12 protein-coding genes are annotated in these 14,645 nt (G+C 72.4%); 5 read left to right on the top strand and 7 right to left on the bottom strand.

Annotated elements, in window-relative coordinates; all coding sequences use genetic code 11:
• Positions 1-8: 8 nt before the first annotated feature.
• Complete coding sequence (locus EU555_RS25225) at positions 9-968, bottom strand: hypothetical protein (RefSeq protein ID WP_245524480.1); 960 nt, start codon at positions 966-968, stop codon at positions 9-11.
• A gap of 259 nt (positions 969-1,227) precedes the next feature.
• Between EU555_RS25225 and EU555_RS25230 the strand changes: the two genes are divergently transcribed.
• The 4 genes from EU555_RS25230 (at position 1,228) to EU555_RS25245 (ending at position 5,420) form a co-directional block, all read left to right on the top strand.
• Positions 1,228-3,225 (top strand): methyl-accepting chemotaxis protein, encoded by a 1,998-nt coding sequence (locus tag EU555_RS25230; RefSeq protein WP_135417989.1) that lies wholly within the window; start codon positions 1,228-1,230, stop codon positions 3,223-3,225.
• A 137-nt stretch (positions 3,226-3,362) separates the two neighbouring features.
• Entirely contained in the window at positions 3,363-3,968 is a 606-nt protein-coding gene (locus tag EU555_RS25235) for a LemA family protein (RefSeq protein ID WP_135417991.1), read from the top strand.
• Positions 3,969-3,984: 16 nt separating this feature from the next.
• Positions 3,985-4,779, top strand: coding sequence for a TPM domain-containing protein (locus EU555_RS25240; RefSeq protein WP_135417993.1), 795 nt, complete (start codon positions 3,985-3,987; stop codon positions 4,777-4,779).
• Entirely contained in the window at positions 4,779-5,420 is a 642-nt protein-coding gene (locus tag EU555_RS25245; protein WP_135417995.1) for a TPM domain-containing protein, read from the top strand. Before EU555_RS25240 ends, EU555_RS25245 begins: the two co-directional genes overlap by 1 nt.
• A gap of 305 nt (positions 5,421-5,725) precedes the next feature.
• Here the strand turns inward: EU555_RS25245 and EU555_RS25250 are convergent, their stop codons facing one another.
• Positions 5,726-7,225, bottom strand: a complete 1,500-nt coding sequence (locus EU555_RS25250) for a pilus assembly protein TadG-related protein (RefSeq protein WP_245524481.1) — start codon at positions 7,223-7,225, stop codon at positions 5,726-5,728.
• A 1,015-nt stretch (positions 7,226-8,240) separates the two neighbouring features.
• On the opposite strand from EU555_RS25250, the gene EU555_RS25255 reads away from it, so the two are divergent.
• Positions 8,241-9,797 (top strand): hypothetical protein, encoded by a 1,557-nt coding sequence (locus EU555_RS25255; protein WP_167858658.1) that lies wholly within the window; start codon positions 8,241-8,243, stop codon positions 9,795-9,797.
• 264 nt (positions 9,798-10,061) lie between these two features.
• Here EU555_RS25255 and EU555_RS25260 read toward each other — a convergent pair whose 3' ends face one another.
• From EU555_RS25260 to EU555_RS37185, 5 genes are all read right to left on the bottom strand, one after another.
• Entirely contained in the window at positions 10,062-11,006 is a 945-nt protein-coding gene (locus EU555_RS25260; RefSeq protein WP_135417998.1) for a bifunctional helix-turn-helix transcriptional regulator/GNAT family N-acetyltransferase, read from the bottom strand.
• A gap of 49 nt (positions 11,007-11,055) precedes the next feature.
• A complete protein-coding gene (locus EU555_RS25265) occupies positions 11,056-11,430 on the bottom strand; it encodes a response regulator (protein WP_135417999.1) in 375 nt (124 codons plus the stop codon).
• Positions 11,431-11,434: 4 nt separating this feature from the next.
• A complete protein-coding gene (locus EU555_RS25270; RefSeq protein ID WP_135418001.1) occupies positions 11,435-12,946 on the bottom strand; it encodes an RAD55 family ATPase in 1,512 nt (503 codons plus the stop codon).
• Positions 12,947-12,972: 26 nt separating this feature from the next.
• Positions 12,973-13,782: a sensor histidine kinase gene (locus EU555_RS25275; RefSeq protein WP_135418003.1), complete on the bottom strand. Its 810-nt coding sequence runs from the start codon at positions 13,780-13,782 to the stop codon at positions 12,973-12,975.
• A 173-nt stretch (positions 13,783-13,955) separates the two neighbouring features.
• The gene (locus tag EU555_RS37185; RefSeq protein ID WP_245524482.1) at positions 13,956-14,444 is read right to left on the bottom strand and encodes a hypothetical protein; all 489 of its coding nucleotides are present in this window, start codon (positions 14,442-14,444) and stop codon (positions 13,956-13,958) included.
• Positions 14,445-14,645: the final 201 nt, after the last annotated feature.

Consider the following 14,645-nt stretch of genomic DNA (forward strand, 5'->3'; position numbering starts at 1 on the left):
GTCGTCGGTCATGCCGGCGGCGCGCCGTCGCGCCCGGACCGCCGCACGCTCGCCCGCTCGCCGGCCTCGACGGCGCATTTGTCGGCGTGGATCGCCCGGTTGACCACCTGGAGGTTCGGCAGGCCCCAGTAGCCGAGGAGCTCGGGCCAGGGCCGCGCCCGCTCCTCGCGCCAGATCCGGTAGAGCGGCACCCGGTGGTCGACCTCGGCGCTGCGCAAAAGGCGCTTGCCGGACTGGGCGCAGCGGTGGCGCTGGCGGCGCTTGAGCACCTTCACGTGGTCGCTCGGGCCGGTCCAGAGCTTCCAGGCGGCCACGCAGGCAGCGTGCCACGACGCGTTGCGGTTGGGCGCGCCCGCCCCCCACAGGTCCCGGTGCCAGCCGAAGCGGTAGACCGGCTGGCCGCAGACGCAGCAATGCCCCTTGCCCCGGGCGTAGGGCGCCTCGCGGAACGGCGCCGGCGGCATCCGGAAGCTGAAGGCGAGGCCGGCCTCCGCATCCTCCGTCCCGAGGTCCGCCCCGGCCGCGCCGAGGCGGAGAGGAGCGGGGCGCCGGGGATCCGGGCGCCAGGTCCCGAGGCGCCAGGTCCCGAGGCGCCAGGTCCAGCCTTCCGGCTGGCCCGATTGCGCCGCCAGCGCCCGCGCCAGCCGGTCGGCCCGCAGGATGTGGTGGCGCCAGTAGCTCTCGACGGCGAGCCGCGGCGTCGGCGGCACCAGCGGCCGCGAGAGCGCGTGGCGCAGGACCGGGGCCGGGAAGACGGCCGGCAGGGACTTCTCGAGGCGCGCCCGGGCCGCGCCGTTGCGCGCCTCCCGCCAGAGGGAGGCGGCCGAGGGCGGCCCGTCCGCCGGATCGCCCGCCGTCCCGGACACGGATCCGCTCGTCACCGCCCTTGGGGTCTTCTCCCCCGACGGGGTCTTCTCCCCCGACGGGGTCTTGCCCGTCGCTGTCGCCTTGGCCGCTCGCTTCGCCATGCCGGTCCCGAATCGGCCGCACCGGCCGTCGCCAGGGCATAGCGCCGGAGCGTCGCCGCACCAACCGGGAGGCCGATCCGGCCGGACAGGTATTCGATCCCGCAACGTGACCTGCCGGACTGATTGCATGGTCGCGAAGTCATGCCGTGCGGCGGCGAGATGCCGGCGAAGCGGTCGCGTCGGACCGGAATCAATAAATGTTAACCCTACCGCAAGAGAGTTCGCGTTAGCGCTGCGCCAGGATCGAGGAGACTCACCGGTGAAGACGGGAATTCGCACGCGCCTCTATGGCGGGTTCGGGGTGCTGGTGGCCCTGTCCGCGGGTCTCGGCGCCTACGCGCTGAGCAGCGGCGGCAGCACCAACGCGCGCTACGAGGAGCGGGCGCTGCTGGAGGGCATCGCGCTCAGGACCGTCTCGGTCAACGCGCTCACGCACCAGCTCTCCGGCGAGGCCCTGAAGTACCGGTTCACCCAGGATCCGCAGAGCGTCGAGGCGATGAAGGGCACCCTCGCCCGCCTCGAGGAGACCAGTGCCGCGCTCGAGCGCGCCGCCAGCGTCCCCGAGCGCCAGGCCCTCTACGCCGCCGTCCTGACCAATGCCAGAAGCCTCACGGCCGACATCGCCCGGCTCGGCGAGCTCGGCACGCTCATCCGCGACAACAGGGCGAAGCTGTTCGCCAACGGCGACGTCCTGACGAAGGCGGCGACCGCCCTGGTGGCCGAGGTCCGGGCGAACGGCACCAGCGCCGACGTGGGCCGCGCCACCGCGATCGAGACCGCGACGCTGCTGGTGCGGGTCGCCAACTGGCGCTTCCTCGCGACGACCGACGCGGCCGGGCCGGCGACCTTCCAGGCGAACGTCCGCGCTGCCGAGACCGCCCTGAAGGTGCTCGCCGACCAGGACCTCCTCGGCGCCTTCGCCAAGCCGGTCGCGGCGGTGCGCCAGGCGCTCGCCGCCTACAAGGAGCGGTTCGAGGCGACCGCGTCGGCGGTCATCGCCAGCGCCGAACTCTACGACCAGGGCTTCCAGCCGAAATTCGCCGCCATCGCCAAGGCCGGCGACGCCGCCCGGGGCTCGATCGAGGCCACCGTGGAGGCGCTCGCGGCCTCGACCGGCGCCGCCGCCCGCGCGGCCCAGGCGACGCTCGTCGGGCTCATCAGTGCGGTGGTCGCCCTCGGCTTCGGCTTCGCGCTCGTCATCGCCCGCAGCATCATCCGGCCGATCCGCGGCATGACCGGGGCGATGACCCGCCTGGCGGATGGCGACCTCGCGGTCGCGGTGCCGTCCCGCGACGCCGCCGACGAGATGGGCGACATGGCCAAGGCGGTCGACGTCTTCCGCGCCAACGCGGTGGCGCGCCAGGAGATGGAGGCCCGCGCGCTCGCCGAGCAGTCCGACCGCGACCGGCGCGTCGCCGCGGTCGACCGCCTGGTGCGCGGCTTCGAGGCCGACATCGTCACCTCCCTCGACGTCGTGGCGGCCGCCGCCACGCAGCTCGACGCCACCGCCCACGCCATGACCGGGGTGGCGGAGGGCACCAACCAGCGCGCCGTCGCGGTGGGGGCGGCCTCCGAGGAGACCGCCGCCAACGTGCAGACCGTGGCGGTCGCCGCCGAGGAGCTGGTGGCCTCGCTCCAGGAGATCGAGCGCCAGGTGCTGCGCTCGAACGAGGTCGCGGCGCTGGCCCGGAACGAGGCCGAGTCCACCGGCGCCGCGATGGGCGACCTCGCCCGCGCCGCCGACGAGATCGGCACCGCCGTCACGATGATCTCGGCCATCGCCAGCCAGACCAACCTCCTGGCGCTCAACGCCACGATCGAGGCGGCCCGGGCCGGCGCGGCGGGGCGCGGCTTCGCGGTCGTCGCCGCGGAGGTCAAGGAGCTCGCCGGCCAGACGACCCGGGCCACCGACGCCATCGCGAGCCAGATCGCCCGGATCCAGGCGGCCTCCGGCAGCGCCGCCGGGGCGATCCGGCAGATCGGCGAGACCATCGTGTCGGTCAGCGAGATCTCCGGGGTGATCGCCGCGACCGTGACCGAGCAGACCGCCACCACCAACGAGATCTCCCGCACCATCGCGGAGGCCGCCCGCGGCACCCAGGAGGTGTCCGGCAATATCGGCCAGGTCACCGCCTCGGCGAGCGAGACCGGACACGCGGCGGGCCAGGTGCTCGACGCCGCCCGCAGCCTCTCGGCCCAGTCGATGACCGTGAAGGGCCAGGTCGACCGGTTCCTGGCGGCGATCCGGGCGGCCTGACGGTCCCGGTCTCGCGCGGCTCGACGGCCCCGGCGCACCCGCGCCGGGGCCGCTTGATGTTCCGGGCGCCGCTGGTCCGCGGCGGAAGGCCGCCTATCTGCGACACGGCAACGCTCGCGGACGAGGAGCCCCGCCACATGACCGCCTCCCTGATCGGCCGCCTGCGCCTCGTCGTCCTGGCGCTCGCCCTCGCCACCACCCTCTCGGCCTGCGACGCGGTCAACCGGGTGCCGACGCTCGAGGAGGCCGCCAAGTCGCGCTGGGGCGAGGTGCAGAACCAGTACCAGCGCCGCGCCGACCTGATCCCCAACCTCGTCGAGACCGTGAAGGGCTACGCCCAGCAGGAGCGCGACGTGCTGGTGCAGGTGACGGAGGCCCGCGCCAAGGCGAGCTCGGTCAAGGTCGATGCGTCCACGGTGAGCGACCCGCAGAAGTTCCGCGAGTTCCAGGACGCCCAGAACCAGCTCTCCGGCGCGCTCGGCCGGCTCCTCGTCACCGTCGAGCGCTATCCCGACCTGAAGTCGAACGCCAACTTCCTGGCCCTGCAGTCGCAGCTCGAGGGCACCGAGAACCGCATCGCGGTGGCGCGGCGCGACTACATCCAGGCGGTGCAGGCCTACAACACCGAGATCCGCACCATCCCGGGCCGCTGGATCGCCTCCACCCTCTACCCGGAGGCGAAACCCATGGAATCCTTCAGCGCCACCCCCGAGTCGAGCCGCCCGCCGACCGTGAAGTTCTAGGCCCGGTCCCGGGACCATGCGCAAGGCGGCCGGCGCGGCCCTCGCTTTCCTGCTCCTCGTCCTCTGGGCCGGGGCCGCGGCCGCCCTCGACCTGCCGCCCCTCGCCGGACGGGTGGTCGACGGCGCGAACCTGCTGCGGCCCGAGGAGCGGGCGGCTTTGTCCGCGACGCTCAAGGCGCACGAGGACCGAACCACCGATCAGGTCGTGGTCGCCACCGTGCCGTCGCTCCAGGGCACCTCGGTCGAGGATTTCGCCAACCGCCTGTTTCGCGCCTGGGCCCTCGGCGCCAAGGCGAAGAACAACGGCGTGCTGTTCCTGGTCGCGCCGACCGAGCGCAAGGTGCGGATCGAGGTCGGCTACGGCCTCGAGGGCGCGCTGACCGACGCCCTGTCCAAGGTGATCATCGCGAGCGCGGTGGCGCCGAAGTTCAAGGCCGGGGACTTTCCCGGCGGCATCCGGGCGGGGGTCGACGGGATCCTCGGCATCCTCTCCGGGGACGCCGCCGAGTGGCAGCGCCGGGCGGAGGTGCGGGAGGATGCCGCCGGCGGCCTCGACCCGGTCCTGGTCGTGATCCTGCTCGTGGTGATCGGCGTCGTGCTCGTCCGGCTCCTCGCCGGGGGCCGCGGCGGCCCGGGCCGGCCGCATCGCCGCCCGGGCGGGAGCTGGATCGTGCTGCCCGGTCCCTCGGGCGGCGGCTTCGGCGGCGGGTATTGCGGGGGCTTCGGGGGCGGCACGGGCGGCGGCTACGGCGGCGGCTTCTCGGGCGGGGGCGGCTCGTCGGGCGGTGGCGGCGCCTCGGGAGACTGGTGATGCCGGGAGCCTTGCCCGAATCCTTGAGCGAGGCGGAGCGCGCCCGCATCAGTGCCGCCATCGCGGCGGCCGAGCGCGGCACGGCGGGCGAGATCGTCGTGATGGTGGCGTCCCGCTCCGGGGCCTATCGCAGCGTGCCGCCGGCGCTGGCGCTCGCCGGGGCGCTCCTGGTGCCCTGGCCGCTGATCCTCCTCACCGGGCTCTCCGTCACCCGGATCTTCCTGATCCAGCTCGCGGTCGCCCTGGCGCTGCTCCTCGGCCTCGCGGCGGCCCCGGCCCTCTTTCCCTGGGCCTTGCCCCGCGCCCTGCCCCGCGCGGTTCGCCGCGCCCGCGCCCGCGCCGCCGCCCAGCACGCCTTCCGGGCCCGGGGCCTTTCCCACACGAGCGGCCGCACCGGCGTGCTGATCTACGTCGCCCTCGCCGAGCGCTACGCCGACGTCGTGACCGATATCGGCATCGGCGCCGCCCCCGACGCCTGGCGCCCGGTGCTCGACGACCTCGTGGCGGCCTTGCGCCGCGACGCCCTCGCGGAGGGGCTGGTGCAGGCGGTGGAGGCCGCCGGCGCGATCCTGGCCGAGGCCGCTCCGCCGGGACCCGGCGACACCGACGAGCTGCCGAACCGGGTGATCGTGACCGAGTAGGCGCGCGGATGACGTGCGAGGTCGTCGCATCGTGACCTCCCGGGTCATCCGGAGATGACCGGCCGGTCATCGACGCCCGCCGTCCCCCGCCTCCATTCTTCCCGTGCCCGCCCGGAGGCAGGACGATCCGATCACCGGCCCCGCCACCCTCGCCGCCCGCGACCTGGGATCTCCTCGTCACCCCAGGCAGGAAACCGGAAATTGCGCCTCACCGGCAGACCCATCGCGGCGAGCCTCCCGGGAACCCGGACCATGCACCTGACGTTACGGGACGATGCGACCGAGCCGGTGGAGCGGATCGCCCGTCAATCCGTGAGCGCCGGACGGGCGCTCGTCGGGCCGAGCCCCTGCGGCACCGGCACCTTGGTCGCGTTGTAGTTCGCGTTGACGACGAGGCGAGGCGCCTGAGAGAGCGCCACTTTCTGCGCGACGATCGCCGTGTATTCCGAGTGGTCGGCGACGACTTGGTTGGCGGAGACCACGAAGGTGCCGCGCGGCATGTAGATCGTGCCGACGAGCCGGCGTGCATTGTCGCTCATGACCTCGAACAGCCGGCCCGCCGGGGCGCCACGGTCCTCAAAGAACAGCAAGCCCGCCATCGGACCCTCCGTCGGCGCGCCGAGCGACACGTTCGAGCGCGGCATGAACTGCATCGGGCGGGCGATGCCGTCGTATTCCGGCTGTACCGCCCCGGTGAAGTAGAAGCCGACGCCGTCGCCGCTCAGCGAAGCTGGCGAGAGATACGTCGATGCGGTCGGACAATGCAGAAAAGATTTGACTGCCGGTGAAACATCGTTGTGGTAACAAAGGAGTGAGACGTGTTTGCTGGCATATGGGTGCCCAGACCCGGCCGCGGGCGTCCCGCTGTCCGAGCCGACCACGAGAGGCCCATCCTTCATGACGTAGATGCCGGGGTTGAGCCTGACGACAGCGCCTGATGTGAGGACGAGCCCGCCGCAATACGTCCCGGGGCTCAGAACCTCGCTCCAGTTCCCGACCTGCTTGTTGGTGTACGTGCAGCCCCCGACGGCCGGGGCAGCGCGTGCCGCGAGCGGGTCCTTGATGGCCGGGCAGCCGGTGATCGGCACCGGCCGGAAGCGCTGCGACGCGCCGGCATAGCCCCCGACCGCGCATGACTTCCCGGCGGCGAGTTGCGAGGCGTCGCGCGCGTCGATCGCCGCGCCGGACGTGGACATCGCGTAGACCGAGCAGTCGCTCGCCGAGATCCGGGCGCTGTCCCGTAGGCCGATGGCGGCTGCCGATGACCCGTCCAGCGCGACGACGCAGACACGGGACGTGCCGACGATCTCGGCCGTCGCCTGGACGGTGATGTCGGTCAGGTACGGCGTGACGAGCGTGGTCATGATCGCGCGCTTGCGCTGCGACAGGGTCACCCTCACGCCCGTGGGCGCCTCGTCCCGGTCGTTCGCCAGGGCCAGCCTGAAGGGATCGTCCGGAATCGTCGCCGGCCGGCGGTAGATGGGCTCAGTCGCCACCGCGATCCGGTCCTCGCCGAGTTTGTCCGCCGCCAAGCTGCGTGCCGCTGCTTCCGCCACGGCCTGCGCCCGGCCCCTGCCGAAACCGGTGACCTGCATGTCGGAGACGACGGCGAGCGCCGTGGCATCGACGATGCCCTGGAGCTTCTGCTTGCGGAGAAGCCACGTCGCATAATCAACACCGAAGCCGACGCTGCCGAGAAGGACGGGGAGCAAAATCGCGAAGACGAAGGCGACACTCCCTTCCCGACAGCGGGTGAGAGCGCCGGACTCGTGCGCAACGGCTCGGGGCAAAAACATCGTGTCCATGACGTCTCGATCATGCGACAATTCCGTAAAGGAAGATATAAAATATCTTTGTATCTTGAGTATTAGATTCTGTCATCGTATCAACTTCAGGGTGTATCTCGCGATTAAATTCCTTGAATGCCATTTTGCACCGCACTCGACACTGCGAGCGACCGCGGGTTACGGACCTCCGATCCTCGAACCTCATCCTGAAGTGCTGGCGATCGGAGTTCGCATACGATCGGAGATCGACTCGATCTTTGATCGACGGCCTCGAAGGAGGGCTCCAGGAATCGCACAGGCGTCTGGAGCTCTCCTTCGAGGCACGCATCGCGTGCACCTCGGGATGAGGGTGCGGGTTGGAGATGCGTCGCCGCAGGCAGATCGGCAGTGGCGTGTGCCGTGCCATTTTTCTGCAATCAAACCCGACAGGAACTGGTCAAGGGCGTCGTCCTCTCTCGGGAAGTCAGCATCGGTTTGGGCCCCCTCACCGATAGGAGCCACAACGGTCAGCGGCCTCCACGCTCAGCGGCGGGGATACCCGTCACCAGCGCGCGGACGATGATCCGCAGCGTGTGCGGTCGCGCCTCTTCGCAACCGACACAGGCGGGCCGGCGCCGATCGCCACGCTCCCGGTCGACGCGTCCGCGACCCGGGCCATCCACCGACATGGTGCCTCCCGTCGGGCGTCCGCCCCCGGCATCCCTGCGCCGGTACCCTTCCGCCGGTCGCAGACGACCGGTGCCGATCGCGGACGACCGGTGCCGATCGCGGACGGCCGGTGCCGGACCGGTGACCGCCTCGGCGAATGATGCTTAGGCTGCGCCGGACGAGCCGTCGGGTCTTTCATGGAGCGTGGGCAGTGGACGTGATCCGGGCAGTCGCCCTTCTTGGCACCGGTCTTGGCAGCGCCCTTCTCGGGGCCCTTCCGCCGGCCGCCGTGTCGGCACAGGAGCTGCGCGTTCCGCCTGGTTGCCAGTCGGGCAGCCCGTGCGACGCGTCGCGAATGAGCGTCACGCCTCCGGGTTCGGGTGCGGTGACGCGCACCATGGCGGCCCGGGCGGCCGACGCTCCGAGCGTGATGGATTACGGTGCGGTCTGCGACGGGCAGTCTCACCCGCTGTCGAGCCGGTACCGCGCCCTGGCCTCCGCACAGTCGGACTATCCGGCGGCCAGGGCGCTGACGGACGAGATGGACTGGGCCGCCGCCCAGGCCGCCGCGGACGCGCTCCCGGCCGGCATGCCGGGACGGCTCGTCTTCGGGCGCGGCAAGTGCCTGCTCAACCGGGACGTGGCGCTGCCTCCGGGATCGCGCCATGTGCGCGGAGGCGGCTCCGGGACCACGGAAATCCGCTTCACGGGCGGAGCGAAGGGCTTCGCCTTCGAGAATGCCGGTCCGGCCGACCGCCTCGTGGTCGAGGGCATGGCGGTCAGCACGTCGCAATCCGGGGTGGGCCGTTACCTCACGGTCTCGTTCTCCGGCACGGCCTCCTCGACGCAGCAGCTCGTGCAGCGCGACATCAACGTCATGGCGGACGGGGGCTGGTTCGAGGCGGCCGACGTCCTCACGAACGTGCGCTCGCCGCTCTACGAAGGGGTGTTCGTCACCGGATCCTTCTCGTCGCCGCCGATGAACGCCGCGCATCGCTACCGCGGCACCACGACCGACATCCGGCATGTCGGCGGCATGGTCCTGTCGGCGCTGGCTGCCCACGACATCGGAGAGACGAGCGAGGGCCTGGTGCTCGCCGGGCACATCGACATCGACGTCGATGACGGAATCGTTGCCAGGTTCCCGGCCGGAAAGCCCTGGATCGAAGTCATGGGCGGCCAGATCAGCGCCTACAGGAGCATCGTGAAAGGCGTCAACATCAAGCAGCTGCACGTGAAGGGCGGGACGCACTATGCCGCCAATTATCGTCCGGAGCGAATGGCGGGCTACGTCGGCTTCGACCTGTCCGGATCCGACACGCGCAATGTCCTGATCCAGGGAGCCTACTTCCAGGGCGACGGCTATACCGGAGCCAAGACGCTGCTGAGGGCGACGGACGGGGCCTATGGGTTGCTGATCGGCAACCAGGTGTCCGGGTTCGATGCCGGCTGGCATCTGGGCGCGAACACGACCGGGTGGCAGGTCCGGCTCAACCAGTACCTGTCGGTCAAGATCCCCTGGTCCGACGCCGGAACCAACAATTTCCATGAATTCGCCGATGCCGCCGGCTCGAGGCGCACGGTGACGGGCGCGGGCAGCATGATCGACGACATTCAGGGGGCGACCGCCGCACAGCTCCGTCTGACCGACCGAGGTGGCCCGGCCGACAGCAGGATCGCGGCCTTCTTCAACGACGACGGCGTCTTGTACATGCGCCTGCTCAACGACGACGGCAGCGTCAAGAGCGCGCTCCTGAGCGGCAGTTCCAGCCGTGTCATCCTGGGAGGTACGGCACCACAGGCTGCGCCCTTCAGCACGGGCTTCGGTGCGTCCGGCGGCGTCTACATCTATGACGGCACGTCCTCGTCGCAGAAGCCGATCACCTTCGGCGCCAAGGACAGCGCTGGGACCGGCTTCAAGACGCTGCGTGTGCCGAACTGAGCCCGGCGCGAGCCGGCCATGTCACCTCCCGGTCCCCGCCGGCCCTCGCCGATCCGCCTCGCCGCGGATGCGGCCTGCATGGGCGCGACTTGCCTATGCGCCGCTTGCATGTACGCGGCTTGAGGGTCGAGCGGGCTCGGCCCGCCGCCGTGAGGCAGCCGAGCCGGGGATGTCCCGGCCTCACGGCCCCGGGACGATCCCGACCCCGGGGTCACCTGCACAGGCCGGCCTGACGCTGGCCGGCGTCGGTCCGGTCGAGCGGCCTCACCGCAGGTCGAGCACCCAGGTCTCCCCGACGAGGTCCTGCCCGAAGGAGCGGTGCGGCGCGCTCTCCACCAGGCGGAAGCCGGCCTGCGTGTAGATGTGCCGGGCGGCCGTCAGCACGTCGTTGGTCCACAGGGTCAATTGCCCGTAGCCGCGGGCGCGGGCGCCGGCGATGCAGGCCTCGACGAGGCGCCGGCCGAGGCCCTGCCCCCGGGCGGCGGGCTCGACGTAGAGCAGGCGCAGCTTCGCGGTTCCCTCGGAGGACGGCGCCAGGAAGACGCTGCCCAGCACCTCGCCCCCCTGCTCGGCGATCCAGGCCCCGGCGCGGGCCGGGTCGTGATCGCGCACGAAGCCGGCCAGGATCTCGGCCACCAGGGCCTCGAAGCCGAGGTCGAAGCCGTACTCGGCCGCGTAGAGCACGCCCTGGCGGTGGGCGATCCAGCCGATGTCACCCGAGCGCAGGTCGCGGAAGGTGGCACGTTCCTGGGCCGATTCCTCGGACGGGTCGCCGAGGAGGCGGCGCACCCGCGCCATCGCGCCGACGAGCGCCGTCCGGTCGGCCTCCGCGAGCCGCCCGAGCAGGGCCCCCACCTCGCGCCGCGACGCCGCGTCGAGCGGCGCGAAGGCGGCCCGGCCCTCGGGCGTCAGGCCCAGGACCTGGCGCCTCGCGTCGCCCGCGGAGGTCGTGCGGGTCACGAGGCCCTGCTCCTCGAACCGCTTGAGCAGCCGGCTGAGATAGCCGGCATCGAGGCCGAGATCCTGGCCGAGGACCGAGGCGGTCAGGCCGTCCCGGTGGGCGAGCTCGTAGAGCACCCGCGCCTCGGTGAGCGAGAAGGCGCTGCGGTGCAGCCCCTCCTCCAGGAGGCCGATCTGCCGGGTGTAGAACCGGCCGAAGGCCCGCACCGCCGCGACCATCGCCTCCTCGACCTCGTCGTCCCGCCGCATCGGCCCGTCTCCCGTCAGGCCAGCAGGATCGTCGAGAAATTTGACTCAGTCAACCATCTCCGTCGCGACCCGCCAGGAGCCGCTCGACCAGTTCGCGCACCTGCCTGATCCGGAACGGCTTGCGCAGGAAGGCGGCGTGGCCGGAGGCGCGCGCCCGCACGGTCTCCTCGGGCATCGAGCTCATCAGGACGACCGGGATCTCCCGCGTCGCCGGGTCGGTCCTCAGGGCGGCCAGCATCGCGGGCCCGTCCATCACCGGCATCATGAAGTCGAGGACGATCAGGTCGGGCCTTTGCGCGGCGACGCGGGCGAGGCCCTGGCGGCCGTTGGCGGCGGTGAGCACCGTGTGGCCGTCATCGGCCAGGACGGCGTCCAGCAATTCGGCGATGCCGAATTCGTCGTCCACGATGAGCACCGTCGCCACGGACCTACTCCCCGCCGCGGCTCGTGACGTCGCGACCGGCGAGGATCGCCTCGGCCCGGTCCGGTCCGTCATCGATGGCGAGGCCGCCGGCCCGGATCTCGAAGCGGCGCAGGCGGGGGTCGATCGCGGAATCCCGGGCCTTGGCCACGGCGATCAGGCGGTGGAGGCCGGAGCGCAGCTCGCACAGGCGCATCAGCACGACGTTCTCGGCGACGCTGGAGGTCTGCCGCAGGGAGGGGGCGCCGGAGGGCGCGTCGAGGAAGTTGCCGCGCTGGTCGGTCTCTCGGGTGTACATCGCCGTCACGCCCAGTGCCCTCAGCTCGGCCGTGAGAGCGGCGAAGATGCGGACGATCCGATCCTGGTCCCCTGCGATCCGGCACATCGCGTCCAGACCGTCGATGAACACGCGCCGGACCCCCCGGTTCCGGATCGTCCCCAGGAGATCGGCGCAGATCTCGTCGATCAGCCCCTCGGTGGCGGGCTGCCACAGCACCGCGACCTGGTCGCGCTCGATCAGTCCGGCGACCGGCAGGCGCAGCGCCCGCGCCTTGGCGAGGATCGCCGCCTCGCTCTCGTAGAAGCCGCAGAGCAGGCCCGGCGTGGCCGGGTCCGCCCCGAGGAACTGCAGGCCGAGCGTCGTCTTGCCGATGCCGGCGGGGCCGCCGAGGAGGGTCGTCGAATGGTGCGGCAGGCCGCCGCCCAGCATCGCGTCGAGGGCGGGAAGCCCGGTCGTCAGCGGCGGCCCTTCGACGTGGTCGCGCCGGCTCGGCAGCCGCAACGACGCCTCGATGCGCGGGAAGACCCGGATCCCGTCGTCGGTGATGCGGAAGGCGTGGCGCCCGCGCAGGAAGCCGCTGCCGCGGAACTTGCGCACCTCGAGCTCGCGCTCGGCCCGCCGCCCGTAGAGCCGGCTCGACAGGGCGATCAGCCCGTCCACCATCGTGTGCTCCGCCGCCACCATGTCGGTTCCGGCCGAGGCGCTGGTGAGGAGCAGCACGGTGGCGCCGGTCGCGGCGGCCTGGGTCTGCAATTCGTGGATGAAGGTCTTGAACTCGAGGGTCGAGGACGCGGTCTCCTCCGCCGCCACCAGCCCGTCGAGGACGAGCAGGCTCGCCTCGCGGGCGGCGATCTCGCGGCGCAGCAGGGTCAGGAGGCCGGCCAGCCCCTCGTCCTGCAGGGTCCGGAAGGCGCTGAGATACGTGATCCGGTCGGGGATCAGGCCGGCCGCGAAGAAGCCCAAGGGCGCGATGTGGCCGAGCATCCGGGAGTGGCTCTCGGCGAGCAGCGTGACGTAAAGCGCCCGGTGCTCGGGCGAGGCGCCCGCGCCCACATGGGTGTAGCAGGCCTGGTTGCCGAAGATCGTCTTGCCCGAGCCCGGCGTGCCCTGGACGATGTAGACGCCGCCGCGGAAGAGCCCGCCGCCCAGGATGTCGTCGAGGCCGGCGATCCCGGTCGGAACCCGCTCCAGCCTCCCGTAGGCACCGGCCTGCCCCATGTTCGGACCCGCCCCCGTCATCCGCACTCTCGGCTCGCGTGATCGTTTCAGTCGTGGAGCGGCAGGGTTACCGTGAAGGTCGCGCCTTCGCCAGGGCGGCTGTGAACCGCGACGCCGCCGCCCATCGCCTCGGCGAGGCGGCGCACCAGCCAGAGGCCGACCCCGAAGCCGGTCGGCGCCCGCTCCGGATCGCCCACCGCCCGCTCGAACCGCTCGAAGATGCGGACCTGGTCGGCCGGCGGGATGCCGACGCCGCGGTCGCTGACCCGGATCCGCGCGACCGGGCCGTCCCGATGCGCCGCGAGGGTGATCGGGCCGGCATCGCCGTACTTGATCGCGTTGGTGATCAGGTTGTCGAGGATCTGGTCGAGGGCGAGGCGCTCGCAGGAGAGCACCAGGTCGTCCGCCACCGCGACCGCGATCGTGCTGCCGGCATGCGCCGCCATCGGGTTCAGGGAGGCCACCACCTCCTCCGCCACCGCGGCGAGAGGCACGGGGGCGGCGAGCAGCGCGAGCTGGCCGGTCTGGGCCCGGGAGACGTCGAGGAGGGTCGTGGCCCGGCGGACGTAGCGCTCGACGAGCCAGCGCAGCTGCGCCAGGCCCTGCGCCACCTTGCCCTCCGGCGCGTCGCGCTCGGCGGCGGCGAGCAGGCGCTCGACCTGGCCGAGGATCGGGGTCATCGGGTTGCGCAATTCGTGCGCCACGCCAGCCAGGAAGGCGTCGCGCTCGGCGAGCGCCCGGCGCAGGACGGCGACCTCGCGGCGCAGGGACGCGGCCTCGTCGGCGGAACCCGCCGAACCGTCGAAACCCGCCGCGGCGGCCTCCGACCCGGCGAGGCTCGCCCCCTGTCCGCTCATGCGCCCGGCCGCCCGCGCCCGGCGCGGGTCCGGCTTCGCGGGGTCGGCGGCGCGGGAGGTGAGGTCTGCATCACCGGAAGGGCATAACAAATCGCGCCCCGTCAGGCGAGCGCCGACGGCCCCGCTGCGCGCGCCATCCCGCGCCGGGTTGCTGCGGGCAAAGGTCGCGGTTCTCAGCGCCGGGGCGCCTCGACCGGGACCACCCGGGCGCCGCCGACCGGGCGCTCGCCGCCATTGATGACGTAGAGCACCGGATCGGCCCTCGGCTGGGGCGGGATGCCGGCGACGGTCGGGATCCCGTAGGTGCCCTCCCCCCAGGCGGAGGGGACGAGTTCGCTCGGGCGCGGCAGCGTGAAGTACGGCTCGGCGACGAGACCCGGCTCGAGCGCCCCGCCGGCGCCGTAGGCGCCGAGGGGGGCCGCAAAGGCCGCACCGCCATAGGCCGCGACCCTCTGGCCGCGGCCGCCGTAACCGCGCAGGTTGCGGCCCGGCAAGCCCCTGCCGTGGAAGCCCCGCCCGCGGACGTCGTAGATGGCGGCGCCCCCCGCCGGCCCGGGCAGGCCGTGGACCGCCCCGGCGCCGGGGCCGCGCAGCGGCCGCGCCTCGGCACCGGCGCCCGCCAGGGCCGCCGCGAGGGTGAGGACGATCAGGTCGCGACGCATGGCTTGTCTTCCCGGCTCCCGGCACTCCGCGAGGGCTCAATGCCGCACCGGCATCCTTGTTCCCGCGAGCGAGCCGCGCCAGCCGTGGCAGAGTGCGCACCACGCGGGTCGCGGCGCGGCGGGCCGACCGGGCGGGACATTCCGCCGATCCGATGCGGTTCCGGCCCATCCTGGTCCGTCTGCCTCTAAATGTCCGCCACG

Source organism: Methylobacterium nonmethylotrophicum, from assembly GCF_004745635.1.
GTDB lineage: Bacteria > Pseudomonadota > Alphaproteobacteria > Rhizobiales > Beijerinckiaceae > Methylobacterium > Methylobacterium nonmethylotrophicum.